Consider the following 26,904-nt stretch of genomic DNA (forward strand, 5'->3'; position numbering starts at 1 on the left):
GCTCTTGCCCCGACTTGCAGCTTGCCGCTTGTAGCTAGAAGCTGCTTACGGAGTAAGCCCCATGATTCTGCACACTCAGCTCAACCCGCGTTCAGCGGAGTTCGCCGCCAACAGCGCGGCGATGCTCAAACAGGTCGACGCGCTGCACACCTTGCTCTCCCAAGTGGCGCAGGGTGGCGGTGTCAAAGCGCAGGAACGCCACACCTCGCGGGGTAAATTGCTGCCGCGCGAGCGCATCAATCGCTTGCTCGATCCGGGATCGCCGTTTCTCGAAATCAGCCAACTGGCGGCTCACGCCGTGTATGGCGAAGACGTCCCGGCTGCCGGGGTGATCGCCGGGATCGGCCGCGTCGAAGGCGTGGAGTGCATGATCGTCGCCAACGACGCGACGGTGAAAGGTGGCTCGTATTATCCGCTCACCGTGAAAAAACACCTGCGCGCGCAGACCATCGCCCAGCAGAATCGCCTGCCGTGCATTTATCTGGTGGATTCCGGTGGCGCCAACCTGCCGCGTCAGGACGAAGTGTTTCCGGATCGCGAGCATTTCGGGCGGATATTCTTCAATCAGGCCAACATGAGCGCCATGGGCATCCCGCAGATCGCCGTGGTCATGGGCTCGTGCACCGCCGGCGGCGCGTATGTGCCGGCGATGGCAGACGAAGCGATCATGGTGCGCAACCAGGCGACGATTTTCCTCGCCGGCCCGCCGCTGGTAAAAGCCGCGACCGGTGAAGTGGTCAGCGCCGAAGACCTCGGCGGCGCCGATGTGCACTGCAAGACCTCCGGCGTGGCCGACCATTACGCCGAGAATGACGAACACGCCCTCGCCCTCGCCCGCCGCAGCGTCGCCAACCTCAACTGGCGCAAGCTCGGCGAGGTGCAGCAACGCACGCCGATCGCGCCGCTGTACGCCAGCGACGAGCTGTACGGCGTGGTTCCGGCCGACGCCAAGCAGCCATTCGATGTGCGCGAAGTGATTGCGCGGCTGGTCGACGGCTCGGTGTTCGATGAATTCAAAGCGCTGTTCGGCACCACGCTGGTCTGCGGTTTCGCTCACTTGCACGGCTATCCGATCGCGATTCTGGCGAATAACGGCATCCTTTTCGCCGAAGCCGCGCAGAAAGGCGCGCACTTCATCGAACTGGCCTGCCAGCGCGGCATCCCGCTGCTGTTTCTGCAGAACATCACCGGTTTCATGGTCGGCCAGAAATACGAAGCCGGCGGCATCGCCAAGCACGGCGCGAAACTGGTGACTGCGGTGGCCTGCGCCAAGGTGCCGAAATTCACCGTGATCATCGGCGGCAGCTTCGGTGCCGGCAACTACGGCATGTGCGGGCGCGCTTACGATCCGCGTTTTTTGTGGATGTGGCCGAACGCGCGGATTGGCGTGATGGGCGCCGAACAGGCCGCCGGTGTGCTGGTGCAGGTCAAACGCGAACAGGCGGAACGCAGCGGTCAGGCGTTCAGCGCCGAGCAGGAGACCGAGATCAAGCAGCCGATTCTCGATCAGTACGAAGAACAGGGTCATCCCTACTACTCCAGCGCTCGGCTGTGGGACGACGGCGTCATCGACCCGGCGCAGACCCGCGACGTGTTGGCCCTGGCCTTGTCCGCGTCGCTGAACGCGCCAATCGAACCGAGCCGCTTCGGCGTGTTCCGGATGTGATGTTTTTTTGTGGGAGCGAGCCTGCTCGCGAATGCGCTCTGTCAGGCAGCGGATAGATCGACTGATACCCCGCTTTCGCGAGCAGGCTCGCTCCCACAAGAACCGTGGAGACAGATGAATATGAGCGACTTCAATACCCTCGAACTGCAAACCGATCCACGCAGTTTCGCGACGCTATGGCTCAATCGCGCGGAGAAAAACAACGCGTTCAACGCCGAGATGATCCGCGAACTGATCCTCGCTCTCGACAAGGTCGCCAGCGATTCGAGCCTGCGCTTCCTGCTGCTGCGCGGGCGCGGCAAGCATTTCAGTGCGGGCGCCGACCTGGCGTGGATGCAGCAATCGGCAGAACTCGATTACCACACCAACCTCGATGACGCCCGCGAGCTGGCCGAGCTGATGTACAACCTCGCCAAGCTGAAAATCCCCACGCTGGCCGTGGTGCAAGGCGCGGCGTTCGGTGGCGCGCTGGGCTTGATCAGTTGCTGTGACATGGCGATCGGCGCCGATGACGCGCAGTTCTGCCTGTCGGAAGTGCGCATCGGCTTGGCACCGGCCGTGATCAGTCCGTTCGTGGTGCAGGCGATCGGTGAGCGGGCGGCGCGGCGTTATGCGCTGACGGCCGAGCGCTTCAGCGGGCAGCGGGCGCGGGAGATCGGCTTGCTCGCCGAAAGCTATCCTGCGGCTGAACTGGAGCAACAGGTCGAACAGTGGATCGACAACCTGCTGCTCAACAGCCCCGCGGCCATGCGCGCCAGCAAGGACTTGCTGCGCGAAGTCGGCAACGGCGCGCTGACCCCGGCCCTGCGCCGCTACACCGAAAATGCCATCGCACGGATTCGCGTCAGCCCTGAAGGCCAGGAAGGCTTGCGCGCCTTCCTGCAAAAGCGCCCGCCGAGCTGGCAAGCCGCATCCACCAAGGAGTCGCGTTGATGAGCGCACCTGTGATTACCACCCTATTGGTGGCCAACCGCGGCGAAATCGCCTGCCGCGTGATGCGCACCGCCAAGGCCTTGGGCCTGACCACCGTCGCCGTGCACAGCGCCACCGACCGCGATGCGCGGCACAGCCGGGAAGCCGATATACGCGTCGATCTGGGCGGCAGCAAGGCTGCCGAGAGTTATCTGCAAATCGATAAATTGATCGCCGCCGCCAAGGCCAGCGGTGCCCAGGCGATTCATCCCGGCTACGGTTTTCTCTCGGAGAATGCTGGATTCGCCCGCGCCATCGAAGCCGCCGGGCTGATCTTCCTCGGCCCGCCCGCCTCGGCCATCGATGCGATGGGCAGCAAATCCGCCGCCAAAGCATTGATGGAAAAGGCCGGTGTGCCTTTGGTGCCGGGCTATCACGGCGAGGCGCAGGACCTCGACACCTTCCGCGAAGCCTGCGAACGCATCGGTTATCCGGTGCTGCTCAAGGCTACGGCCGGCGGCGGTGGTAAAGGCATGAAAGTCGTCGAGGATGTCAGCCAACTGGCTGAAGCCCTCGCCTCGGCGCAGCGCGAAGCGCAATCGTCGTTTGGCGACTCGCGGATGCTGGTGGAAAAGTATTTGCTCAAGCCACGTCATGTGGAGATTCAGGTGTTCGCCGATCAGCACGGCAACTGCCTGTATCTCAACGAGCGCGATTGTTCGATCCAGCGTCGTCACCAGAAAGTCGTCGAAGAAGCCCCGGCGCCGGGCCTGACGCCCGAGCTACGCCGGGCAATGGGCGAAGCGGCCGTGCGTTCAGCGCAGGCGATCGGTTATGTCGGCGCCGGTACCGTGGAGTTTTTGCTGGATGCGCGCGGCGAGTTTTTCTTCATGGAGATGAACACGCGGCTGCAAGTCGAGCACCCGGTGACCGAAGCAATCACCGGGCTCGATCTGGTCGCCTGGCAGATTCGCGTCGCCCGTGGGGAAGCGCTGCCGATCACTCAGGCGCAGGTGCCGCTCAATGGTCACGCGATTGAAGTGCGCTTGTATGCCGAAGATCCGGCGAATGACTTCCTGCCGGCCACCGGGCGTCTGGACTTGTATCGCGAATCGGCACAGGGCGCGGGGCGGCGGGTGGACAGCGGGGTCGAGGAAGGTGATGAGATTTCGCCCTTCTACGACCCGATGCTCGGCAAGCTGATTGCCAGGGGTGAAGATCGCGAACAGGCGCGCTTGCGTCTGTTGAGCATGCTCGACGAGTTTGCGATTGGCGGGCTGAAGACCAACATCAATTTCCTGCGCCGGATCATCGCGCATCCGGCGTTTGCGGCGGCAGAGCTGGATACCGGGTTTATTCCGCGCTATCAGGAGCAATTGCTGCCCGCACCAGGCACGTTGAGCGATGAGTTCTGGCAGGCGGCGGCGCAGGCGTTTGCGCAGAGTCTGCCGCAGCGTGCGCGGGCGGATGATCCCGCCTCGCCCTGGTCTTGCGGCAGTGGTTTGCGCGCAGGTTTGCCGGCGCAAATCACCTTGCATTTGAGTTGCGAGGGACAGGATCGCGCGTTGACCTTGAGAACTGCGGCCCATGCAAAACTGCTGGGCGAAGCACTAATCGTCGAGCATGACGGCGTGCGCCGCACTCTACGGGCGATTCGTCAGGCTGGCGCGTTGTATCTGGAATGGGACGGCGAGTTGCGGCGCATCGAAGCGTTCGATCCGATCAGTGCCGTCGAGGCCAGCCACAGCCATCAGGGCGGTCTGACCGCGCCAATGAACGGCAGCATCGTACGCGTGCTGGTCGAAACGGGACAGTCGGTTGAGGCCGGGGCGCAACTGGTGGTGCTTGAAGCCATGAAGATGGAACACAGCATCCGTGCGCCGCAGGCCGGTGTGATCAAAGCGCTGTATTGCCAGGAAGGCGATATGGTCAGTGAAGGCAGCGCTTTGGTTGAACTGGAAGAGGGATGAAATAAAAAGGATCGATCCTGGCCTTGCGCGAGGATCGATCGGTTCAGTAACGCGCCGTTGCCTGAACCACTACGCCGATGATCCGGCATTCATCGGTGAGCAGGGTTTTCGGCCAGGTTGGATTGAGCGGCACCAGGTAGCGCTGGCCGGCCTGCTCGTCGAGTTTGCGGAAAATCGCTTCTTCGCTGTCCGGCCACTGGGCAATCACCAGTTTGCCAGGCACTGCCTCCAACTCCGGATCGACCAGAATCAGCATGCCCTCGGCAATGCTCTGGCCGCTCGGCGCGGTCATCGAATCCCCCGTCACCGTCAGCCAGAACGCGGCACCGCCACGAGCGTGGTAATCCGTCAGTTCGAAGCGCTGCTTCGCTGATGCTCCGGGATAGCTCGCCGCAGTGTCACGCACTTCGCACGGTGCACGCCAATCGCAGACCGGATAACGGAAGTACGGGTTGTACTTCTGCGCCAGCGGCATCTCGTCTTCCGGCGTCGGCTGCGGTTCGCGGATCACCAGGACGACTTCGAGGAAGTCCATTCCCAGCGCCTTGAGCACACGGTTCATTTCGGTAACACCGGGTTCGCGACGCTTGTTCAGCCAATGACCGATCCCGCCCTGGGACATGCCGACGCGCTCTCCGAGCTCTGTTTGAGTGACTTTGAGTTCACTCATCTTGGCCTTGACCAACTCAATCCATTTATCCATGTGCCGCACCTTACGCGGACGTCTTCGACCGGCAAAACACATATTGTAGTATTTAAATCCTAGTCACAAATACAGGCGGTACTATCCTAGGGCAACGGACTTTCAATCGAACATGGAGTGACGTTTCATGATGAATATCAGCAGCAAAGACCTGCCCGATCTGCAAATCGACACCAGCTTCACCTCCCCTCAAGGCAATGCCGCCGCACAGCGCGCGCTGGACTACTACTTGAAACCGACTGTTTCGAAATCCGAGACGGACGAACGTTTTTTCGATGTCAAAAACCATCTCAGCGGCGAGGAAGCGCTGGTGCATGCCTCGGATCTGTTGCGATGTGCGGCCGCCACCGCGTTCAAGGCCGCAGAAAACCTGCAAGGCACCAGTCGCGATCTGGCCTTTTCGGTGGTGCACATGGTGGATATGGCGCGGGCTATGGTCGACCATTCGATCGACAACGACGAAGTCACGGCGGACAAGGTACGGGCGGACAGGAAAGAATTTTCCCATCGCGCAGATAAAAACATTTGACTTGCAAATGATAATGATTATTATTGCAAGCAGCTGGTCGCGAGATCAGTCGATGGACCAGAGACCTTAGGTCGGTCTTCTGGACTATCTCCTCATCAGGCTAATCACGGTTTTTGACCCGGCTTTTTGCCGGGTCTTTTTTTGCCCGTTTTTCGGGCTTGTGTCTTCAGGCTAATGAAGTCTTTGGGTGCTGCAAATTCGATGGCGCGGATAATATCAAAAGAATATTGATTGGCAAGCCGAGCCCGGCCACATTGGGCGAAACTAATGACAATCAGCACTTGAGAATCAATCGCATAGCCTCTAAGCTGCTGGCGCGTCACGGAAGACGCCCCCCGCTACACCCGCGATTCCCCTCGGTTTCAGCCCTGCCTGCGTGTAAAGTACCGGTCATAAAAATCCTGATCAGGAACCGACCATGACCGTGGCCAAATCTTCGTTCGACATCAGCGCCAATTTCGACAGCGGCAATATCCAAGTCATCGACATCAGCAACCCGCTCAGTCCCGTCCTGGCCATCCGCCCGGATACGCGCAGCGCTCATTTTCAGTGGTTCCACTTCAAGGCCAGCGGCCTGCATGTGCATCAGGAACACTGGTTTCGTCTGGTCAACGCCAGCCAATCGACCTACAGCAAAGGCTGGCCGGGCTATCAAGCGGTGGCATCGTATGATCACGTCAACTGGTTCCGCATCCCCACCAGCTTCGAAGGCGACAGCCTGCGCTTCTGCCTCGAAGCCGAACAGACCCACGCCTGGTTCGCCTACTTCGAACCCTACAGCCGCGGCCGCCATGACTGGTTGATCGAGCAAGCGCTGAGCAAGGCTGGCACCGAATTGCTGGCGACCGGCAAAAGTGTCGAGGGCCGCGACATTCAGCTGCTGCGCAAAGGCACCGGTGCCGAAGGCCAGCGCAAGATCTGGATCATCGCCCAGCAGCATCCGGGCGAGCACATGGCTGAATGGTTCATGGAAGGTGTGATCGAGCGTCTGGAGCGCCAGGATGATCCGGTACTGAACAAACTGTTGGCCAGCGCCGATCTGTATCTGGTGCCGAACATGAATCCGGACGGCGCCTTCCACGGCCACCTGCGCACCAACGCCATGGGCCAGGACTTGAACCGGGCGTGGCAGAGCGCCAGTCAGGACATCAGCCCGGAAGTGCTGTTCGTTCAGCAGCAGATGCAAAAGCATGGCGTCGATGCGTTTATCGACGTACACGGCGACGAAACCATACCTCACGTTTTCACCGCCGGCTGTGAAGGCAACCCCGGCTTCACACCGCGCATCGAAAAGCTTGAAGAGCATTTCCGCAGCCACTTGAAGCACACCACCAAAGACTTCCAGACCACCTATGGCTACACCCGCGACGAACCGGGACAGGCCAACATGACGCTGGCGTGCAACAGCGTCGGGCAGAAATTCGACTGCCTGTCGCTGACCCTGGAGATGCCGTTCAAGGACCACGACGACCACCCGGACAAGATCACCGGCTGGTCGGGCAAACGTTCCAAGCAATTGGGCAAGGATGTGCTGACCACCTTCGCCGACATGGTCGACACCCTGCGCTGATCCCCTCCCCTGCAACAACAAAAGATCGCAGCCTGTCTGCGATCTTTTGCTTTAAGCGGTCAGCCGCGATCGCGCCCGCGCAACATGCTGTCGAGCACTTCGTCACGCCGCACCCAGCCATGAAACAGCGCCGCCGCCAAGTGCAGCAGCACCGTCAGAAACAGCAGATACGCCAGATAGCCATGGGATTTGCGCAGCAATGCAAACAGTTGCGCATCGGCCGGCACAATCGACGGCAGATGCAGCGACGACGTCAGCATCACTGGCTCGCCCGACGCACTGATCATCGCCCAGCCGAGCAACGGCAACACCAGCATCAACGCATACAACAAGACGTGGGAAGCCTTGGCTGCCAGCACCTGCCAGCCCGGCAGATCATCCGGCAGCGGCGGTTGGCGGGTGGTGAAGCGCACCAGCAGGCGCACGATCACCAGCGCCAGGATCGCGATGCCCAGTGGCTTGTGCAGATGAATCAGCCATTCATGGCGAGACGACACCGAAGTGACCATGCCCGCGCCGATAAACAGCATGGCGATGATCATCAGCGCCATCAGCCAGTGCAGCAGGCGCGCCAGCAAAACGAAATGCGTCGGTTGCTTGCTCATGGACGAGCCTCCTGTTTGGCGGCGGGCAACTGGCTGACTTCGCTGGTGCGACGCAGGTATGAATCGGCATAGCCGGCAGAACGCGCGGCCAGCAGTGGATCTTCCGAGCCTTGAATCCCGGCCGGGAGCACCAGCGGGTCGTAGTTGATGTCACGGCATTCGCCACTCAACTGCGGCTGGGTTTTCTCCAGCACCAAAGTCCCGGCGTTCAGCACCTTGCGATCTGCGGGCCAGGTCTTGCTGGCATCGTTGACCGGGTCGTCGGCGTTGGCCAGGGTGATGTTCAACTGGAAGCGCAAAGGTGCGGCGGCCAGGCGGTGCACCAGATCCTTCTCGAGAAAGTCCGCGCCTTCAGGAGCCGTGGCACCCGCCGCGTCCTGCGCCAACGGGGTCATGCTCCAGCGTACGGCCTGCTTTTTACCGTTGCCATCGACAAGATAGAACGCATTGATGCTGTTATAGGTTTCGGTCGCGTAGCTGGCCGAAGGCTTGGCGGTCTTCACCCACGTCAGGAACGGCACGGCTTCCGGGTGTGCAGCAAAGAACGCCGGCACCTTCGTCGGGTCGGGCTTGCCAGTGGCTGGATCCGGCGACTGCGCCTGCTGCAATTGGTAGAACGCTTCAGGCGTGCCCACCGGAAACACCGGCATGCTGTTCATGCCGGTGCGCCATTGCTGACCGTTCGCCTGGGTGAAGCGCAGCGCCAGACTGCGGATCGGTACGGCGCTGTCCGGCGCATAGGGATTGCCCGCCGGCAAGGCAAAACGCCCCACCACCGGCGTCTGCGGCAGGTTGAACACCTGTGCCGTGGAGAACGCGCGCGCCTCGCCGCTGCTTTCGAAATGGCCTATCACGCACACGCCCTTGGCGTGATTGCGACGAAAGCCGGGATGCACGCCGTTGTTCTTCTCCAGCACATCCACCAGCGCTTTTGGCGTCAATCGTTGTGGATCAAGGTTGCCATGCACGTAGGCAAAAGCCCCGGCCACGGCGGCGACAATCACGGCAATGCCGCCCAGACGTAAAACCAGGCTCGCGGCGCTCAGTGGCTCTCGCGGCGGCCTGCCGGGCGGTGCAGCGTTGGGGGACGAGCGATCAACCATGAATATCTCCAGGCCATCGGCCACAAGTGGAAAGAGTCAGCAAGACGCACCCCGTCCGGGTTTATTCCACGGCGCGGTATTTATTTTTGCGCACGGGGAATAACCTGCGCTGACGGGCGTCTTCCTAGTCCACAGCGTAGCGACCAGCAGAAATTCATGAGCGAATTCGACGAACAGTTGAGAGAAATCATTCCCAGATTGCGCCGCTTTGCCGTGTCCTTGACGCGCAACAGCAGCAGCGCTGACGATCTGGTCCAGGCCAGCCTCGAGCGGGCGCTGTCGGCCTGGGGCGAAAAACGCGCTGACGGCGACTTGCGCGCTTGGCTGTTTGCGATCCTCTATCGGCAATTTCTCGATGCGCACCGTCGTTCGCGGCGCTATGCGCGGATGCTGGAATTTTTCACCGGTCGCGACGATGCCGAGCCGTCGGTGGAACGCACGGTGATTGCTCAGTCGACCCTGCAAGCCTTCGAACGCCTGCCGACCGAACAGCGCGCTTTGTTGCTGATGGTCTCGGTGGAAGGCTTGTCCTATAAAGAGGTCGCCGAAATCCTCGGCGCCCCGATCGGCACCGTGATGTCGCGCCTGTCCCGCGCCCGCCAGGCCTTGCGCCAACTCAGCGACGGCGAAATCAGCAGCCCTTCCTTGCGGATACTCAAATGATCAGCCTGCCTCCCAGCGAACGTGATTTGCACGCCTACGTCGACCACCAGCTCAGCGACGCCGATCGGCGCGTGCTCGAGACCTGGCTGGCCAGCCACCCTGAAGAAGCGGCGCAGGTGCGCGCCTGGCAACGCGACGCCCAGCAGTTGCGCGCAGCGCTGAGTGGCGCGTTGCAGCAACCGGCCAATCCGGCGCTCGACCCGATGATGATTCGCCAGCGCCGCCGCCAGCAGTCTCGTCGCCACCTGGCCAGCGCGGCGGTGTTGCTGATTGCCGTGAGCATTGGTGGTTTCAGTGGCTGGCAGGCACGGGAAATGACCCTGGTGCGCCCTGCGCAATTGCCGATGACTGACGCGTTGCAAGCCTATCGCCTGATCGCCCAGCAAGGCGTACTGCCCGCCGATTACAAGGTCGACAGCGACGGCGACATGCAGCGTTGGCTCGACCGCTACTTCAGCGGTGCCGGGCGCTTGCCGGACTTGAAAGCTGCCGGATTCGAGCCGGTCAGCGGGCGTTTGCTCAGCACCGATGAAGGCGCGGCGGCGATGGTGATGTATGAGGATGGCAGCGGTCACAAGGTCAGTTTCTACCTGCGTCCACCGGGGCCGAAAAACACCCTGCTGCCGCGTGGCTCGCGCAGCGATGGCGATCTGCAGGCCGATTACTGGTCAGGGCCGGGCTATAACTATGCGGTGGTCAGCCCGACCGACTCGCCGGCAGCAGAGTTGCTCAAGCAATCGCCACCGTTCTGATGGTGATATTTCATGGAGCCGACGCCCGAGCTCTGGTTACACTGGGGCCACCGCGCTCGCTGTGGAGCCGGTCTGAGAAACCAGGAGCCTGTCCCGCGTGCCCGCCCGAACGCCGAAACGATCACGACTGAGCCAACGCTGGCCGTTGCTGCGCCGCCTGTTCGGCAAAGGCCTGCCCGCCAGCGCCGGGCACGATGCTCACGCCGCGACCATCCGCGATTATTTCCGCGACGAGGCCAAAAACCAGGGCTACACCCTCAGCCGCAGTCAGCAGCAAGTCATCGACTGCATGGCGCAGCAAGCCAGCGTGCTGCTCGGCGACAGCGGCCACACCCCGCCGAGTCTGTACCTGTACGGCGCCGTCGGGCGCGGTAAGAGCTGGTTGCTCGACGGTTTCTTCCAGGCGCTGCCGATCACGCGCAAACGCCGCCTGCATTTCCATCAGTTCTTCGCTCGGTTGCACGACGGCATGTTCCGTCACCGCCAGGAGGAAGACGCGCTGGAAATCACCTTGGATGAGTTGCTGGAAGATTGCCGGGTGTTATGTTTCGACGAATTTCACGTGCATGACATCGGCGATGCGATGCTGATCACGCGGCTGTTCAAGGCCCTGTTCAAACGGCAGATCATGCTGCTGGTGACCTCCAACTATGCACCCGAGGGCCTGCTGCCCAATCCGCTGTATCACGCGCGCTTCAAACCGGTGATCGAGCTGATCAACACGCGCATGCAAGTGATGGAAGTCGGCGGCGCCCACGACTACCGCGCACTCAACCGCCAACACACGCATCAAGTGTTTACCCAAGGACATTACGTTTGGCCGGCTTCAACAGCCCAGCGTCAGGCCCTGAACCTGCCACCAGCCGATGCGCCTGCCCTTGCCCTCGAGGTTGGCAAGCGCCAGCTTCAGGCCCGTTTTTGCCAAGGCCGGCGAGTCGCGTTCACCTTCAACGACCTGTGTGAACAGCCGACGGCAGTGATGGATTATCTGCAGCTGTGCCAGCGTTTCGACCAGTGGATCATCGATGACCTGCCGCAGCTCGGCGAGTGTCCGATCGCCGTGCAGCAGCGCTTCATCAATCTGATCGACGTGCTCTACGATCAGGACAAACACCTGACCTTGCTCGGCCAGTTACCGCTGGGCCAGAGCCTGGAAGGTCACGCCATTGACCTGGCGCGCACGCGCAGCCGGTTGGGGCAATTGCAGGCAATCCACGAACCCAACTGACTCCCCACCCTGTGAGAACGAGCCCTGTGGGAGCGAGCCTGCTCGCGAAAGCGGTATGTCAGTCAGAGTTCATTTAACTGATACACCGCTTTCGCGAGCAGGTTCGCTCCCACAAGATCCCGGGACAACTCAAAATCCGTTCAGCATCCGCTTTACCGCTATCATGTCGCCCATTCCAGCGCCCCCGCGTCGCTCCACCGATCAATAGCGAAACCAGACATGCACACCCTTGCTCAACTGCGCGCCGGCGAGCTGTCCGGCATTACCCGCCTCGACCTGTCTTGCGGGCTGACCGAGTTCCCCAACGAAATTTTCCAACTGGCCGACACGCTGGAAGTGCTCAACCTCAGCGGCAACGCGTTATCCAGCCTGCCCGCTGACCTGCATCGCCTGACCCGCCTGCGCGTGCTGTTCTGCTCCGACAACCAGTTCAGCGAACTGCCAGCCTGCCTCGGCCAGTGCACCGCGCTGACCATGGTCGGCTTCAAGGCCAACCTTATCGTCAATGTGCCCGGTGCCGCCCTGCCGCCGTCGCTGCGCTGGCTGATCCTCACCGATAACCGCATCGAAAGCCTGCCCAGCGAACTCGGTGAACGCCGCGCTCTGCAGAAGCTCATGCTCGCCGGCAATCGTCTGCAATCGCTGCCAGACTCCCTGCGTCACTGCCATCGGCTGGAATTGCTCCGCATCGCTGCCAATCAACTCAGCGAACTGCCGCAGTGGTTGCTGACCTTGCCGAGCCTGACCTGGCTGGCCTACGCCGGCAATCCGCTGGAGACCGAAGCCGATGCCGCTGCCCTTGAGGCCACGCCGCTGATCGACTGGTCGGCGCTGCGCCTTGAACAGCAACTGGGCGAAGGCGCTTCCGGGGTGATTTCCCGGGCGGTCTGGCAGCGTGACGACGGCACGGCGCACGCGGTTGCGGTGAAGCTGTACAAAGGCGAGATGACCAGCGACGGTTCGCCGTTGCATGAGATGAACGCCTGCATCACCGCAGGCCTGCACCCGAACCTGATCCGCGTCGAAGGGCGCATCAGCGGCCATCCCGATCAACAGCAGGGATTGGTAATGCAGTTGATAGATCCGAGCTTCGGCAATCTCGCCGGCTTGCCGAGCCTGGCCTCGTGCTCGCGGGACGTCTATGCCGAAGATTGCCGGTTCTCCGCCGAGGTTGCCCTGCGCGTCGCCAAAGGCATCGCCTCAGCGGCCGAGCACCTGCACCACCAAGGCATTACCCACGGCGATCTGTATGGCCACAACATTCTGTTGAACGATCAGGGCGATTGTCTGCTGGGGGATTTCGGCGCGGCGTCGTTTCATGCCACCCGCGATGATGTGCAGACGCGCGCATTGCAGCGCCTGGAAGTCCGTGCGTTCGGTGTGTTGTTGGGGGAATTGCTGGAGCGTGTCGACTCAGGATTGAGTACGGAGCGGCGCGCGCAACTGGAGGCGCTGGAACGACGTTGCTGTCAGGCGGATGTGCTGGGGCGGCCGGGGTTTAGCGAAGTAATCGAGGTGCTGGAGAATCTTTGACCGCTGCGCAGTCATTCGCGAGCAGGCTCGCTCCCACAATGGAATGCATTGCAAATGTGGGAGCGAGCCTGCTCGCGAAGAGGTCATTCCTGGCGCGACAGATCAGCCAGCCAGACCGACGAACATGTCCTGCACGTCATCATGGTTGTCGAGGCCTTCGAGGAACGCTTCGACTTCAGCCATCTGCTCGTCGCTCAAGCCGCTGACCGGGTTCTTCGGCTGGTAGCCGAGCTTGGCCGAGAGCACGGTGAAGCCTTGTTCCGGCAGGGCTTTCTGCACGGCGTCGAGGTCGGTCGGGTCGGTGAGGAACAGCGTCGCGCCCTCTTCGCCCGGCTCGAAATCCTGGGCACCGGCTTCGATCGCAGCCATTTCCGGATCGGCATCCGGGCTGTCCGGCGAGGCTTCGATCATGCCGACGTGGTTGAACATCCACGCCACCGAACCCGAAGCGCCCAACTGGCCCTTGCGGAACGCCACACGAATTTCCGCGACGGTGCGGTTGATGTTGTCGGTGACGCATTCGACGATCAGCGGCACCTGATGCGGCGCGAAGCCTTCGTAGGTCACGCGATGGTATTGCACGGTTTCACCCAGCAGACCGGCGCCTTTCTTGATCGCGCGATCGAGGGTTTCTTTTGGCATCGAGGCTTTCTTCGCCTGCTCGACCACCAGACGCAGGTGTGCGTTGGTGGCGGTATCGGCACCGTTGCGTGCAGCAATGGTGATTTCCTTCACCAGTTTGCCGAAGATCTTGCCTTTGGCGTTGGCTGCCGCTTCTTTGTGTTTAACCTTCCACTGTGCGCCCATTACTCACTCTCTTGATCTGTGGCGCCGAGACATCTATTGGCCGACGCGTGGCGGCAAGTTTATACGGCCTAAAGTCGGCAATCGACCAAAAAAACAGCCGACGGAATCGACATCTTCACCAAAGCATGTAGGGGGATTCTGAAAAGCGCCTTTGACATGACCATTCAGCCCGACGGTTTCGTACCCTTGAAACCCCGTATCGCCTGACAGGGCCTGCTCGAATGCTCAATGACAAGGAAAGTCCCTTCACCCTTACGCTGACCGACAGCGGATTGCGCCTGCCGGTGGTGCGTTTTCGCGGCGAGGAAGCGCTGAACCAGCCTTACCGTTTCGACATCGAACTGCTCGGACTGGCCCCGGCCATCGTCCCGGGATCCTTCCTGCACAGGCCAGCCTTTTTGCGGCTCAGTGAGCAGCACGGGTTCCACGGCGTCATTTCCAGCGCCAGCTGCGAACATCGCGGGACCCATCGGGTCGGCTATCGACTGATTCTGGTGCCGCATCTGCAGCAACTGGCGCAAACGCACAAGCGCCGCGTGTTTACTCACCTGAGTGCGCCGCAGATCATTCAACAACTGCTCGAAGAACATGCCCTGCCAGCGCACAGCTACCGCATTGAAATGAGCGTCGGTCACTACCCGCCGCGGGCGTTTTGCATTCAGTACGAAGAAAGCGATCTGGCACTGCTGCAGCGGCTATGCGAAGAAGAAGGCATCCACTATCACTTCGAACATGGGCCGGACGGACATGTCGTGGTGTTCGCCGACGACAGCATGAGCCTGCCGCAGGAACCGGTCGAAATCCCTTTCAATGCTGATGAGCAACCACCATCGCCCTGCGTCAGCGCGCTCTATCAACAGCATCGCGCGGCGCCTGTACCGATGCTGCATGCGGTGCGCAATCGCGGTCAGCCAACCGGCAATGCCGAAGCCGCCAACGAGGTCTCGACCGAGTTGCCGATGCCCGCGCGATCGCCGGAACGTCTGCACGCCGAACAACGCAGCCGACGTCATCTGCAACGCCAACGCTGCCAGTTGCGCTCCATTCACGGGCGCAGTGATTGCAGCGATTTGCTCAGTGGACGACTGCTGCTTGTGGCCGACCACCCGATTCATCATTTCAACGAACAATGGCTGATCAGCGCGGTGCGCCACCACGGGCAGCACCCTTCGATCCTTGATCCGGCGCCAAGCGTTCAGCGTTATCACAACGACTTCACTGCGCAGCCCTGGTCGACCGATTTCCGTCCGCCACTCAAACAAGCTCGCCCGAATATTGCCGGTTATCACTTGGCGAAAGTGGCGGGTGCGCCTGGGCAACCTGCGCAAGTGGACGAAAACGGCTGCGTCGCTGTAAGCCTGTGGCCGGCTGAGGATAAATCCGCCAGCGACGCCCTGTGGCTGCCGATCGCCATGAGCCGGCTCAGCGGCCCAGTCGCGGTCGATCAATTACCGCGTGCCGGCAGTGAAGTGTGGGTGAGTTTCCTCGACAGTGATCCGGACCGACCGATCCTGTGCCTCAGCCACGCACGCCAGCCACCGGAGCGCGAATCAGAACCCGCGCGCGACAGCCTGTTGCTCGACTGGCTGAGCCACCGCGCCGAGCATTGATCGGCGCCTCAGCCTTTGTCCGCCTTGCCCGCCGCCGCCGCGAACTTGGCCAGGCGCACGTCCAGATGCCGAGGCCGGCGCCCGTGATCTTCGGCGCGCTCCTTGCGGCGGATGGCGTTGCGCACCATCAGCGAGCCGAGGTAGCGAATCGGTTCCGGCGGGAAATAACCCAGCGGCCCGTTGACCAGCGGCGAACGGGTCCACGGGTTATCCAGGCCCTGCACCAGCGCGGCGAGAATCTGCCCGCCCATGTGACACGGGCCGACGCCGCTGCCGGAATAACCGAAGCCGTAAAACACGTTGCCCGCCGAGCTCATCTGGCCGAAGAACGGCAAACCGGTCACCGAACGATCCGACGGGCCGTTCCACGTCGCGTCGATTTTGACCTCGGCGAACGCCGGAAAAAAATCCGCGAGACTGCGCTTGAGCAATCCGGCATAAGGCGACGGCTGATCGAACACCGGCAGCATCCGCCCGCCATAGGCGAAGGTGTTGCCGCCCTTGCCGAGCATGATCCGGCCGTCCGGGGTGTTGTGGTAGTAGTGCACGAAGATCCGCGAATCGAGGACGCTGACGCCGCTGGTCAAACCGATTTGCTGCAGCAGGTCCGGGCGCGGTTCGGTGATCAGCATGTCACTGGAAACGATCGCCACACTGCGCTCGAACTGGGGAAACGCGCGGGCCATCCACGCATTCATCGCCAGCACCACGCGGTCGGCGATGACCTTGCCGCCGGGCGTGTGGATACGTGCCGGGCGGCCCTCTTCCAGTCCGGTCATCGCCGTACCCTCATGGATTTTCACGCCCAATTGCAGCGCCACCCCGCGCAGACCGCGCACCAGTTTGCCCGGTTGCACGCTGGCAGCCGCCGGGGAAAACCAGCCCTCCAGATGTTTTGCTGAACCAGCCATGCGCTGCACATCGGCGAGCGGGCGCTGGCTGAACGAGTTGATGCCGTTACGCTCCAGCGCCGCGATCACCACATCAGTTGCGCCGACCTGGGCGCGATTGGTCGCGGTGTACAGCGTGCCGTCGAGGCGGTAGTCGGCATCGACGCCGTACTGCTCGCAGAACTCGCCGATCGCATGGATGCTGCGCTCCGATTCCCTGACCAGACGCACCGCTTCTTCGACGCCGAACAAGCGCTCTAGGGTGAAATACTTGGCCGACCATGACAGTGCGCAACCACCATTACGGCCACTGGCGCCGGCACCACAGATGTCTGCTTCGATCAGCAGCACATCCAACTCCGGGTTTTGCTGCTTGAGCATGATTGCCGTCCACAATCCGGTGTAGCCGCCGCCAACGATGCACACATCCGTGCGCACCTCGCCTTGCAGCGGTGGACACTGCTCGGATGGGTCGGCCTGCAAGGCTTGCTCGAGCCAGAACGGTCGCATGGGAAATCTCCAGTCAGAAAGCCACGACGCAGCCTGCCGCGCACCGCGCAGCAGGCCACGGGGCGAAGGGTTTCAGGAACGCAGCGGTTTGACGCTCAGCGGGCAGTTGGGGATCGCCGCGCGCGGCTCCATCACGCCGACCGGCCGACTGTTCCAGTGCGGAATCAGCACCAGCGCCGAGAACAGCGCGCATCCGGCGAAGACGATAAACACCGTCACCGAGTCGAAGTAGCCCGGCAGCAAACCGCCGAGCACCGCGCCAACGGAGCCGCAGCCGTTGACGAAACCGGCGGCGGTGGCGCCGGCCTTGGCCTTGCCGAAATCGATGGCGGCCGCACCGCTGATCATCGAGTCCGGGCCATACAACGTCAGGCCCATGACGAACAGCAACGCGACGACCAACAACACGCTGCCGGTGTTCAGCGCAGCCATGAACAACGCCAGCGTCACGGTCAGCGCCAGCAGACTCAGCACGCAGGCCGGCATGCGTCGAGCGCCGAAGAGTTTGTCCGAGGCCAGGCCGATCATGATCGGCCCGAGCAATCCGGCCAGTTCAAACGCGGTGGGAATGATCGCCGCGCCGACCTTGCCGACACTGGGCATCTGCTCGAAAACAATCACTGGCCCCCACAACAGAATCGCGTAGCGCGCCGGTTTCAATAGGAAATACGCCAGGCCCAGCACCAGCACCGTGCGGTTGCGCAGGATTTCCTTCAACGGCTCCCACATGCTGATTTTGCTGTTGGCTGCGGTTTCTTCGGCGGTCAGTTCCGGCTCGGGCTCCACCGCCGGCAAGCCGACGTCTTCCGGTTTGTTGCGCTGGAAGACAAAGAACAGCACGGCCACCACCGCGACCACCGCCGCGCTGGAGATGAATGCCGCGTGCCAGGTGCCGACTAGCGTGTAGGCCCACCAGCCGGCGAACGGCGAGGCGACCAGACCACCAAACGCGTAACAGGAACTCCACAAGCCGAGCACCCGCCCGCGCTGCTCAGACGGGAAGAAGCTGCCAAGGTTTTTACACAGCCCGGACCAGCCAGTGGACTGCGCCAAACCTTGAATCAACATGCACGTGGCGAAGATCGGCAATGTAGCGAAACTGCCCATCACCAGCGCCGCAGCGGCGGATATCAGCAAACCGCCAAGCACCACCACTCGCGGACCAAAGCGATCGGCGAGCATGCCCCAGGTGAACTGTCCGAGGGCATACGCCGCCAGGTAGATCGCGTCGAGGTTGGCCATGGCCATTTTGTCGAGGGTGAAATCAGGGTCTTCGGCGATGCCCAGTTTGGCCACCGAAAACGCTTTGCGGGTGAAGTAGAACGCGGCGTACGCGAGCCAGGTAATAGCGAAGATCTGCACGCGCCAACGCGCCAGGGTGCCGATGTGCTTGTTCATGGTGGTTCTGACCTCAGGGTGTGAGTGTGCCGGCAGAATCGATTAAGAAAAACGCCTGTGTTTTTTATTGTTGAGCACTGCGTTACCGCCCCTTCCCTTCGGCGATAGCGGTCAGATGAGTCTGCTGTTGCACGCACAGGCTCATGGGCCAGCGCTGCTGTTCGACCGAGCAGTCAGCGATGGCGTGAGCCGATCAAAGCAATTACTGTTTAATAAATAAAATCGATTTATCGTATTTCACAAATAAGCCGAGCTTGTTACTGGAGCCACCATGTCTGTCTCTCACGCCCAACTCAAAGCGTTTCACGCTGTGGCCGTCCATGGCAGCTTCACCCGCGCCGCCGAGCGGCTTTATCTGACGCAACCAGCGATTTCCGACCAAGTACGCAAACTCGAAGAACGCTTCGGCGTGCTGCTGTTTCACCGCAATAAACGTTCCGTACGCCTGACCGACCTTGGCGAGCGCCTGCTGGCGATCACCCAGCGCCTGTTCGTGATCGAAGCCGAAGCGCAGGAATTGCTGCAAGAATCCCAGGCCCTGCAGACCGGCAGCCTGATTCTCGCGGTGGACGCGCCGATCCACGTGTTGCCGCAGATCGCGCGGTTCTGCGAGCGCTACCCGGGGATCAGCGTGAAAATCGAAACCGGCAATACCGATGAATCGCTGTTTCGCCTGTTCAACTATCAGGCCGATCTGGCGCTGCTCGGCCGCGACGTAACCGATGAACGCTTGCTGTGTGTGCCGTTGCGCAACGATCCGATGGTGGCGTTCGTTTCGCGCAATCATCCGTGGGCCGAGCGCGAATCGATCTGTCTGGCCGATCTGGATGACACGCCACTGGTGCTGCGTGAGATCGGTTCGGTGACCCGGCAGACCCTGGAAGAGGAAATGGCCCGCGCAGGTTTGCGCATCCGCCCGGCGATTCAGGTTGAAGGTCGGGAAGCGGCGCGCGAAGCCGTGGTGGTGGGGATCGGGGTTGGTGTGGTTTCAGCGGCGGAGTTCGGCGCCGACTCACGGGTCTGCGCGTTGCCGATCACCGACTGCACGAGGCGCCTGACCGAAACCCTGGTGTGCTTGCGCGAACAGAGTTCGCGGCGGGTGGTGGCGACGTTTCTCGATATGGTTCGCGAGAGTCTTGTGTAAACAGTATCGGCCCCTTCGCGAGCAGGCTCGCTCCCACATGGGACCGCGCTCTGTAGTGTGGGAGCGAGCCTGCTCGCGAAAAAGTCGCCTCGGTTTTCAGTCTGGCGCCAGATCAAAAAACGCCTGAATCAAGCGCAACTCGCGCCGGCGCTCCATGCAGCCAATCATGTGCCGGTTCACCAGCCCTTCCCCGGCAATCGGGATCGCCACCACGCGCGGGTCGTGACTGACCTCCACCGATGACACCACACCGACACCCAACTCGGCCGCGACCGCTTCGGTCACCGCCTCGCGACTGTCCAGCTCCAGCAACACCCGCGGCTGAATCGACGCATGTGCACACGCTTGATCAAACGTGCGCCGGGTAATCGAAGTCGGCTCGCGCAGAACCATGATCACTTGGTCCAGCTCCTTGAGTTTTACGTCAGCGGAGCGATTCGCCCAGCGATGCCCCTCCGGCACCAACGCGCAGATCCGCGATTCGCTCAGCGCTTGCAGATGCAGGCCCTTGCGCGGCTCGACCTCGGTCAGCACCGCGACATCGGCGTGCTCCGACAACAGTGCCGCCAGGGTTTCCTGGGCATTGCCCAGACGCAGGTTGACGGTGATCCCTGGATAGCGCGCGCGCAAACTTGCCAACATCGGCATAACCATGTGCGGCCCATCCGCCGCCACCTCCAGACGCCCGGTCAACAATTGCCGATTGGCCTCGAGCAGCGTCTGCGCTTCCTCGGCCAGGCCGAACATGGCGCGGGTGATCGCCGCCAGTTTGGTGCCCTCCTCGGTCAGTTCCACCCGTCGCGCGGTGCGCCGCAGCAAGGTGATCTGGTAGTGCTCTTCCAGTGCCTTGATGTGTCCGGTGACCGCCGGCTGGCTGATGAACAACCGCGCAGCCGCGCGGGTGAAGCTGCCTTCGCGGGCCACGGCATCGAAGGCGCGCAGCTGAAACAGATTCATGGATAACCCTCACTGATGGCTGGCATAACAACAAACAATTTGATTGATGCAGCGGCGAATTGCAACGTAGGCCCCGTAGCTTCATCCCACAGCGTTTTCGCGAGGACACACGAATGAGTACCGCCGCACCGACTCTGCTCACTCCCGGCCCGTTGACCACTTCGGCCCGCACCCGCCAGGCCATGATGGTCGACTGGGGTTCGTGGGATGACCGCTTCAACCAGCTGACCGCCAGCCTGTGCGAGCAATTGCTGGCCATCCTCAACGGCGCCGCCAGCCACCATTGCGTACCGTTACAGGGCAGCGGCACCTTTGCCGTCGAAGCGGCGATCGGCACGTTGGTACCGCGTGATGGCAAAATCCTCGTGCTGATCAACGGCGCTTACGGCAAGCGCCTGGCGAAGATCTGCGAAGTGCTCGGCCGCTCGTTCAGCACCTTCGAAACCGCCGAAGACGAGCCGACCACCGCCGCCGACGTCGACCGCTTGCTGCGCGCCGACGCTGACATCACCCACGTGGCGCTGATCCACTGCGAAACCAGCACCGGCATTCTCAATCCGCTGGCAGAAATCGCCGAGGTCGTCGCGCAACACGGCAAACGTCTGATCATCGACGCCATGAGCTCTTTCGGCGCATTGCCGGTGGACGCGCAAAAAGTGCCGTTCGACGCGCTGATCGCCGCCTCAGGCAAATGCCTAGAAGGTGTACCGGGGATGGGTTTTGTCTTCGCCCGCAAGGAATCGCTGGCCGCCGCGGCTGGCAACTCGCACTCGCTGGCGATGGACCTGTACGACCAGCACGCCTACATGATGAAAACCGGGCAATGGCGCTTCACCCCGCCCACGCATGTGGTCGCGGCGCTGCACGAAGCATTACTGCAATACAGCGAAGAAGGCGGTCTGCCGGCGCGGCATGCGCGGTATGCGGCGAACTGTCAGGCGCTGATGGAAGAGATGAACAAGCTCGGCTTGCGCAGCTTCCTGCCGGCGGCGATTCAGGCGCCGATCATCGCCACTTTCCATGCCCCGCAGGATCCGCGCTACCAGTTCAAGGACTTCTATGAGCGGGTCAAGGCCAAGGGTTACATCCTCTACCCCGGCAAGCTGACCCAGGTCGAAACTTTCCGCGTCGGCTGCATCGGCCACGTCACCCCGGACGAAATGCGCCAGGCCGTGGCAGCAGTGGGTGAAGTGCTGCGCGAGATGGAAGTGCTCGACATCTGAGCCCCACCAAAAATCCCCTGTGGGAGCGAGCCTGCTCGCGAAAGCGTCGTCCCAGGCGACACATGCGCTGTCAGACCGCTTTCGCGAGCAGGCTCGCTCCCACATTTGAACTGCATTACAACTCAGGAATTCATCGCCATGAACTACACCAATCCAAGCAAGCTGCAAGCCGCGATCCTCGACTGGGCCGGTACCGTGGTCGATTTCGGCTCGTTCGCGCCGACGCAGATCTTCGTCGAAGCCTTCGCCGAGTTCGATGTGCAGGTGTCGATTGAAGAGGCCCGTGGCCCGATGGGCATGGGCAAGTGGGATCACATCCGCACCCTCTGTGATCAGCCGCAAGTGGCCGAGCGTTATCGCAAGGTATTCGGTCGCACGCCGACCGACGATGACGTCACCGCTATCTACAACCGCTTCATGCCGTTGCAGATCGAGAAAATCGCAGAGCACTCGGCACTGATTCCCGGCGCGCTGGACGCCATCGCCCAACTGCGCGCGCAAGGGATCAAGATCGGTTCCTGCTCCGGCTACCCGAAAGCGGTGATGGACAAAGTCGTCGAACTCGCCGCCAGCAACGGCTACGTCGCCGACCACGTGGTCGCCACCGACGAAGTGCCAAACGGTCGTCCATGGCCGGCGCAAGCGTTGGCCAACGTGATCGCTCTGGGCATCGACGATGTTGCAGCGTGCGTGAAGATCGACGACACCGTGCCGGGCATTCTCGAAGGCCGCCGGGCCGGCATGTGGACGGTTGCGCTGATTTGCTCGGGCAACGCGCTGGGTCTGAATTATGAGGGTTTCCGCGCGCTGGGCAGCGATGAACTGGCCAGCGAGCGCAAGCGCATCCACGCGCTGTTCGCAAGTTCGCGGCCGCATTACATGATCGACACCATCAGCGATCTGCCGGAAGTGATCGCCGACATCAACAAGCGTCTGGCCAACGGTGAGATGCCGCAAAACGCCTGAGGCCGATAACCGGAACACCGCTGATCCATGACAATCAGCGGTGTTTTTTTTGCACTGTCTTGAATAAATATATTGCCCGGTTATTACTTACTCTGAAACAAGGTTGCCCTCTGCGTCGTACGCACTACCATCGGGATGTTTAACGCTTCCGTCAGGCAATTGTTCAGTACCATCTTCCCAGACAATACGGCCATCCGGATATTCAACGGTATTATCAGACCATACGATCCGTCCATCCGGATACTCTACCCGGCCGTCGTCATATTGAATGATGCCGTCGGGACGCTTGATCGAAGTCTTATCAACGTCAACCACGCTACCGTCAGGCAGTGTGGTCGAACCATCGACATTGACGGTCGCACCGAGTGTTTGAATCAGCGTAATCAAGGCCACCGGATCGATGTTGATGTTAAGGGTCGGCCATGGCATTGGCGGACGCTTGGTATCGACCGGCGCTACTGGTGCGGTCGGCGCCACTGGTTTGGTTGGGGCTACCGGTTTGGTTGGCGCCACTGGTTTGGTCGGTGCTACGGGTTTGGTTGGCGCCACTGGCTTTGGTGTAGTGGTAGTGGGGCGAGGCTTGGAGATCGGACTTTTCATATTCACACTCAAATTTACAAATATAATTATGATCTTTAATAACAAACTAAAGAGCCGAACCAACAATAATCACGCACAACAAACTATTCAAATCAAAAGAACCTACAAGATATAAGCAACATAGAGTTACGCCCACAGATCAACGCACACCAACAACTTTAAATAAGCAGAAATAATAAACCGTACAAACAAGACTTTTGTGTGTTGCAAATATCATTACGCCGAAACGCTGGCATGTACTGATCGCGTCCATCGGCTATGTCATTGCAAATCCGCGTCGCCCCTGCAAGCCCCCCGTGTGGGTAAAGATCAGACGCGTGCCGATGGCGAATTCGCCTGACTCGACATGCTGCTTGAGCGCCAGCAAGGCCTTGCCGGTGTACAGAGGTTCAAAAGGGATGCCGCTGGCTTGCTCGGTCTCATCGATGAAGGTCAGCAACGCCTCGTCAACTTTGGCGAAACCACCACGGCTGGCGTCGACCAGTTGATAGTCCGCCGCAGGCTCGGTGGCGTGCGCGAGGATCGACTCGATGTTCGGCGCTACGCCGTGATCATCCGGTACCGCCAGAGCACCGTACACCACGCGCTTGCCTTGCTCGGCGAGCGCCAGACCGGCCAGTGTCGTGCCGGTGCCACAGGCCAGCCACCAGGCGTCGAAATCATTCCAGCCCAGCTTGGCCAATTGCTTTTCGGCCTGCTGGCTGATCGCTGCGCAGCCCAGTGCGCCGGCCACGCCACCACCGCCCTCGGGCACTGCATGCAGCGTCGGATATTGCGCCTGCCATGGCGTCCAGAATCCCGCTTCGTGCCGCGCGCGATAGCCGGCGTAACCGAGCCAATGCAACTGCATGTCAAACGCTTGCAGATCCCGCACTGTCGGCGTGTCCTGCGGGTGCCCGCGCAGCAGTCCCACGGTTTTGAAACCCAGCCGTTTGCCCGCCGCCGCCAGCGCGTGCAGATGATTGGAATGTGCACCACCGAGACTGATGATGCCCTCGGCGCCGGCACGCTCGGCGGCTTTGAGGTGTTCGACGAGTTTGAACCACTTGTTGCCGCTGATCAGCGGGTCGATGCGGTCCAGGCGCAGGATCGCGACCTCGATGCCGGCGTCTGCCAGCCAGTCTAGACGGAGCGGTTCGAGGGGGGCTTGGGCTAGCCAGTCGGGGGGAGGCAAAAGCATAAATGCCGGCTCTGTTTGCAGAGCCGGCATCTTAACAGCAGTCGCAAAAAACCTGCTGTTTGGAAGCGAACCTGCTCGTGAAGGCGTCGTGTCAGGCGAAATCTTCGTAGCTGACGCTCCGCTTTCGCGAGCAGGCTCGCTCCCGCAGGTGATGCGGTGTGTTTACAACTCAGCCGCCAGCCGCGAACCCTGATTGATCGCCCGCTTGGCGTCCAGCTCCGCCGCGACATCCGCGCCGCCGATCAAGTGCACGTTCTGCCCGGCTTCAACCAGACCGTCGTGCAACTCACGCAACGGATCCTGCCCCGCGCAGATCACGATGTTGTCCACCGCCAGCAGTTGCGGCTCACCGCTTTCGCCGATGCGAATGTGCAAGCCTTGGTCATCGATGCTCAGGTATTCGACGCTGTTGAGCATCTGCACCTGCTTGTTCTTCAGACCGGTGCGATGAATCCAGCCGGTGGTTTTGCCCAGACCGTCGCCGACCTTGGTCTTCTTGCGCTGCAACAGGAACACCTCACGGGCCGGCGCATGCGGTGCCGCTTTGATGCCCGCCACACCACCACGGGCCTCCAGTTGCGTGTCGATGCCCCACTCTTTCCAGAACGCCGCGCGATCCAGACTGGTGGCTACGCCTTGATGAACGAGAAATTCCGAGACATCGAAACCGATCCCGCCAGCACCGATTACCGCGACACGCTTGCCGACCGGTTTGCGCTCGAGGATCACGTCCAGATAACTCAGCACCTTGGCATTCTCGACGCCCGGAATCGCCGGCACGCGCGGGGCGATACCGGTGGCGAGAATGATTTCGTCGTAGCCGCCTTCAACCAACTTGGCCACGTCGACGCGGGTGTTCAGGCACACCTCGACATTCGTCGTTTGCAGTTTGCGGTTGAAGTAGCGCAGGGTTTCGAAAAACTCTTCCTTGCCCGGTACGCGCTTGGCAATGTTGAACTGGCCACCGATCTCACTGGCCGAATCGAACAACGTCACCTGATGACCGCGCTCGGCGGCCACGGTGGCGGCAGACAAGCCGGCAGGACCGGCACCGACCACGGCGATTTTCTTGATCTGCTGCACCGGCAGGTAATTGAGTTCGGTCTCGTGGCAGGCACGCGGGTTGACCAGGCAACTGGTGAGCTTGCCGCCAAAGGTGTGGTCGAGGCACGCCTGGTTGCAGCCGATGCAGGTGTTGATTTCGTCGGCGCGGCCTTCGGCGGCTTTGTTGACGAAGTCCGGATCGGCGAGGAATGGTCGGGCCATAGAGACCATGTCGGCATCGCCATCGGCAAGAATCTGCTCGGCAATTTCCGGGGTATTGATGCGGTTGGTGGTGATCAGCGGGATGCTCACCGAGCCGCGCAACTTGGCCGTAACCTTGCTGAACGCTGCACGCGGCACCTTGGTGGCGATGGTCGGAATCCGCGCTTCGTGCCAGCCGATACCAGTGTTGATGATGGTCGCACCGGCCTGCTCGATGGCTTTGGCCAGCATGACGATTTCGTCCCAGGTACTGCCACCTTCGACCAGATCGAGCATCGACAGGCGGAAGATGATAATGAAATTCGGCCCGACCGCTTCGCGCACACGACGGACAATTTCTACCGGCAGGCGCATGCGGTTTTCGTAGCTGCCACCCCAGCGGTCGGTGCGGTGGTTGGTGTGCGCGGCGAGGAACTGGTTAATGAAGTAACCTTCCGAACCCATGATCTCGACGCCGTCGTATTCGGCGGTTTGCGCCAATACCGAGCAGGTGACGAAATCGCTGATCTGCTTTTCGATGCCCTCTTCGTCCAGCTCTTTGGGCTTGAACGGGTTGATCGGCGCTTGAATCGCGCTCGGTGCTACCTGTTTCGGGCTGTAGGCATAGCGGCCGGCGTGGAGAATCTGCATGCAGATCTTGCCGCCCGCCTCGTGCACCGCGCGGGTGACGATGCGGTGCTTGAGCGCCTCTTCCTCAGTTGTGAGCTTGGCCGCGCCGGAATACACGCCGCCCTCGTCATTCGGGCCGATGCCGCCGGTGACCATCAGGCCGACACCGCCACGGGCACGTTCGGCGAAGTACGCCGCCATGCGTTCGAAGCCGCCCGGCTTTTCTTCCAGGCCGGTGTGCATCGAGCCCATCAGGGTGCGGTTGCGCAGCGTGGTGAATCCCAGGTCCAGCGGGGCCAGCAAATGCGGGTAATGAGCGGCGGTCATCGGTAACTCCACAACGAGCGATCACGGAAAAGTTGCGGGAGCTCTGCGTCCCCCGTCAGTCATGTTCGACAGACTAAGAGTCGCACCGCTGTCACTCAATGACCGTAACTGACAAGTTATTGATCCAAATGCACAGCGCCCCTTGGCAACCCGGGCCATGGGCCCTACCCTAGTCGGCACATC

General features: G+C 61.4%; 24 protein-coding genes. 13 read left to right on the forward strand and 11 right to left on the reverse strand.

All coding sequences use genetic code 11. The features are described 5' to 3' along the window. Positions 1-61 precede the first annotated feature (61 nt). From KVG87_RS18460 to KVG87_RS18470, 3 genes are all read left to right on the forward strand, one after another. A complete protein-coding gene (locus tag KVG87_RS18460) occupies positions 62-1,666 on the forward strand; it encodes a carboxyl transferase domain-containing protein (protein ID WP_217851934.1) in 1,605 nt (534 codons plus the stop codon). Positions 1,667-1,786: 120 nt separating this feature from the next. Continuing rightward, entirely contained in the window at positions 1,787-2,599 is an 813-nt protein-coding gene (locus KVG87_RS18465; RefSeq protein WP_217851936.1) for a gamma-carboxygeranoyl-CoA hydratase, read from the forward strand. After that, the gene (locus KVG87_RS18470; protein ID WP_217851938.1) at positions 2,599-4,548 is read left to right on the forward strand and encodes an acetyl/propionyl/methylcrotonyl-CoA carboxylase subunit alpha; all 1,950 of its coding nucleotides are present in this window, start codon (positions 2,599-2,601) and stop codon (positions 4,546-4,548) included. The genes KVG87_RS18465 and KVG87_RS18470 overlap by 1 nt, the downstream gene beginning before the upstream one ends. A gap of 43 nt (positions 4,549-4,591) precedes the next feature. Here KVG87_RS18470 and KVG87_RS18475 read toward each other — a convergent pair whose 3' ends face one another. Then, entirely contained in the window at positions 4,592-5,251 is a 660-nt protein-coding gene (locus tag KVG87_RS18475; RefSeq protein WP_038861876.1) for a LexA family protein, read from the reverse strand. 130 nt (positions 5,252-5,381) lie between these two features. Between KVG87_RS18475 and KVG87_RS18480 the strand changes: the two genes are divergently transcribed. After that, positions 5,382-5,780 (forward strand): DUF6124 family protein, encoded by a 399-nt coding sequence (locus KVG87_RS18480; protein WP_217852168.1) that lies wholly within the window; start codon positions 5,382-5,384, stop codon positions 5,778-5,780. A 104-nt stretch (positions 5,781-5,884) separates the two neighbouring features. Here KVG87_RS18480 and KVG87_RS18485 read toward each other — a convergent pair whose 3' ends face one another. Continuing rightward, complete coding sequence (locus KVG87_RS18485) at positions 5,885-6,103, reverse strand: hypothetical protein (RefSeq protein WP_217851940.1); 219 nt, start codon at positions 6,101-6,103, stop codon at positions 5,885-5,887. Positions 6,104-6,198: 95 nt separating this feature from the next. Between KVG87_RS18485 and KVG87_RS18490 the strand changes: the two genes are divergently transcribed. Further along, entirely contained in the window at positions 6,199-7,350 is a 1,152-nt protein-coding gene (locus KVG87_RS18490) for a M14 family metallopeptidase (protein ID WP_217851942.1), read from the forward strand. A gap of 59 nt (positions 7,351-7,409) precedes the next feature. Here the strand turns inward: KVG87_RS18490 and KVG87_RS18495 are convergent, their stop codons facing one another. Together KVG87_RS18495 and KVG87_RS18500 are read right to left on the reverse strand one after the other, a co-directional pair. Continuing rightward, positions 7,410-7,955 (reverse strand): cytochrome b, encoded by a 546-nt coding sequence (locus tag KVG87_RS18495; RefSeq protein WP_217851944.1) that lies wholly within the window; start codon positions 7,953-7,955, stop codon positions 7,410-7,412. Next, positions 7,952-9,058, reverse strand: coding sequence for a catalase family peroxidase (locus tag KVG87_RS18500; protein WP_076563551.1), 1,107 nt, complete (start codon positions 9,056-9,058; stop codon positions 7,952-7,954). Before KVG87_RS18500 ends, KVG87_RS18495 begins: the two co-directional genes overlap by 4 nt. 156 nt (positions 9,059-9,214) lie before the next feature. Here KVG87_RS18500 and KVG87_RS18505 point away from each other — a divergent pair, with 156 nt between their 5' ends. The 4 genes from KVG87_RS18505 to KVG87_RS18520 all read left to right on the forward strand — a co-directional run bounded on the left by KVG87_RS18505 (position 9,215) and on the right by KVG87_RS18520 (position 13,234). Beyond that, complete coding sequence (locus KVG87_RS18505; protein WP_041477125.1) at positions 9,215-9,721, forward strand: sigma-70 family RNA polymerase sigma factor; 507 nt, start codon at positions 9,215-9,217, stop codon at positions 9,719-9,721. Further along, complete coding sequence (locus KVG87_RS18510; RefSeq protein WP_122703728.1) at positions 9,718-10,473, forward strand: anti-sigma factor family protein; 756 nt, start codon at positions 9,718-9,720, stop codon at positions 10,471-10,473. Before KVG87_RS18505 ends, KVG87_RS18510 begins: the two co-directional genes overlap by 4 nt. Before the next feature lie 97 nt (positions 10,474-10,570). Beyond that, a complete protein-coding gene (gene zapE, locus KVG87_RS18515) occupies positions 10,571-11,701 on the forward strand; it encodes a cell division protein ZapE (protein ID WP_217851946.1) in 1,131 nt (376 codons plus the stop codon). A gap of 219 nt (positions 11,702-11,920) precedes the next feature. After that, positions 11,921-13,234 (forward strand): leucine-rich repeat-containing protein kinase family protein, encoded by a 1,314-nt coding sequence (locus tag KVG87_RS18520; RefSeq protein WP_217851948.1) that lies wholly within the window; start codon positions 11,921-11,923, stop codon positions 13,232-13,234. Between the two features lie 102 nt (positions 13,235-13,336). Here the strand turns inward: KVG87_RS18520 and KVG87_RS18525 are convergent, their stop codons facing one another. After that, complete coding sequence (locus tag KVG87_RS18525; RefSeq protein ID WP_073471330.1) at positions 13,337-14,041, reverse strand: YebC/PmpR family DNA-binding transcriptional regulator; 705 nt, start codon at positions 14,039-14,041, stop codon at positions 13,337-13,339. Between the two features lie 221 nt (positions 14,042-14,262). Here KVG87_RS18525 and KVG87_RS18530 point away from each other — a divergent pair, with 221 nt between their 5' ends. Next, entirely contained in the window at positions 14,263-15,651 is a 1,389-nt protein-coding gene (locus tag KVG87_RS18530) for a type VI secretion system Vgr family protein (RefSeq protein WP_217851950.1), read from the forward strand. Positions 15,652-15,659: 8 nt separating this feature from the next. Here KVG87_RS18530 and KVG87_RS18535 read toward each other — a convergent pair whose 3' ends face one another. Next, entirely contained in the window at positions 15,660-17,051 is a 1,392-nt protein-coding gene (locus KVG87_RS18535; protein ID WP_217851952.1) for an FAD-dependent oxidoreductase, read from the reverse strand. Positions 17,052-17,123: 72 nt separating this feature from the next. Continuing rightward, positions 17,124-18,449, reverse strand: a complete 1,326-nt coding sequence (locus tag KVG87_RS18540; protein WP_217851954.1) for an MFS transporter — start codon at positions 18,447-18,449, stop codon at positions 17,124-17,126. Positions 18,450-18,720: 271 nt separating this feature from the next. Here KVG87_RS18540 and KVG87_RS18545 point away from each other — a divergent pair, with 271 nt between their 5' ends. After that, positions 18,721-19,593 carry a LysR family transcriptional regulator gene (locus tag KVG87_RS18545; RefSeq protein ID WP_122612111.1) on the forward strand — a complete coding sequence of 291 codons (873 nt, stop codon included), beginning with the start codon at positions 18,721-18,723 and terminating at the stop codon, positions 19,591-19,593. Between the two features lie 96 nt (positions 19,594-19,689). On the opposite strand, the gene KVG87_RS18550 is transcribed toward KVG87_RS18545, so the two are convergent. Further along, on the reverse strand, positions 19,690-20,550 hold the full coding sequence (locus tag KVG87_RS18550; RefSeq protein WP_217851956.1) for a LysR substrate-binding domain-containing protein: 861 nt from the start codon (positions 20,548-20,550) through the stop codon (positions 19,690-19,692). Positions 20,551-20,663: 113 nt separating this feature from the next. Here KVG87_RS18550 and KVG87_RS18555 point away from each other — a divergent pair, with 113 nt between their 5' ends. After that, positions 20,664-21,773, forward strand: a complete 1,110-nt coding sequence (locus KVG87_RS18555) for a 2-aminoethylphosphonate--pyruvate transaminase (protein ID WP_217851958.1) — start codon at positions 20,664-20,666, stop codon at positions 21,771-21,773. 138 nt (positions 21,774-21,911) lie between these two features. After that, positions 21,912-22,739 (forward strand): phosphonoacetaldehyde hydrolase, encoded by an 828-nt coding sequence (phnX, locus tag KVG87_RS18560; protein ID WP_217851960.1) that lies wholly within the window; start codon positions 21,912-21,914, stop codon positions 22,737-22,739. A gap of 87 nt (positions 22,740-22,826) precedes the next feature. Here phnX and KVG87_RS18565 read toward each other — a convergent pair whose 3' ends face one another. From KVG87_RS18565 to KVG87_RS18575, 3 genes are all read right to left on the reverse strand, one after another. Continuing rightward, positions 22,827-23,339, reverse strand: coding sequence for a hypothetical protein (locus tag KVG87_RS18565; RefSeq protein WP_217852170.1), 513 nt, complete (start codon positions 23,337-23,339; stop codon positions 22,827-22,829). A gap of 256 nt (positions 23,340-23,595) precedes the next feature. Beyond that, entirely contained in the window at positions 23,596-24,519 is a 924-nt protein-coding gene (locus KVG87_RS18570) for a 1-aminocyclopropane-1-carboxylate deaminase/D-cysteine desulfhydrase (protein ID WP_217851963.1), read from the reverse strand. Between the two features lie 162 nt (positions 24,520-24,681). Further along, on the reverse strand, positions 24,682-26,721 hold the full coding sequence (locus tag KVG87_RS18575) for an NADPH-dependent 2,4-dienoyl-CoA reductase (protein WP_217851965.1): 2,040 nt from the start codon (positions 26,719-26,721) through the stop codon (positions 24,682-24,684). Positions 26,722-26,904: the final 183 nt, after the last annotated feature.

Origin of the sequence: Pseudomonas siliginis, assembly GCF_019145195.1 — a bacterium.
GTDB lineage: Bacteria > Pseudomonadota > Gammaproteobacteria > Pseudomonadales > Pseudomonadaceae > Aquipseudomonas > Aquipseudomonas siliginis.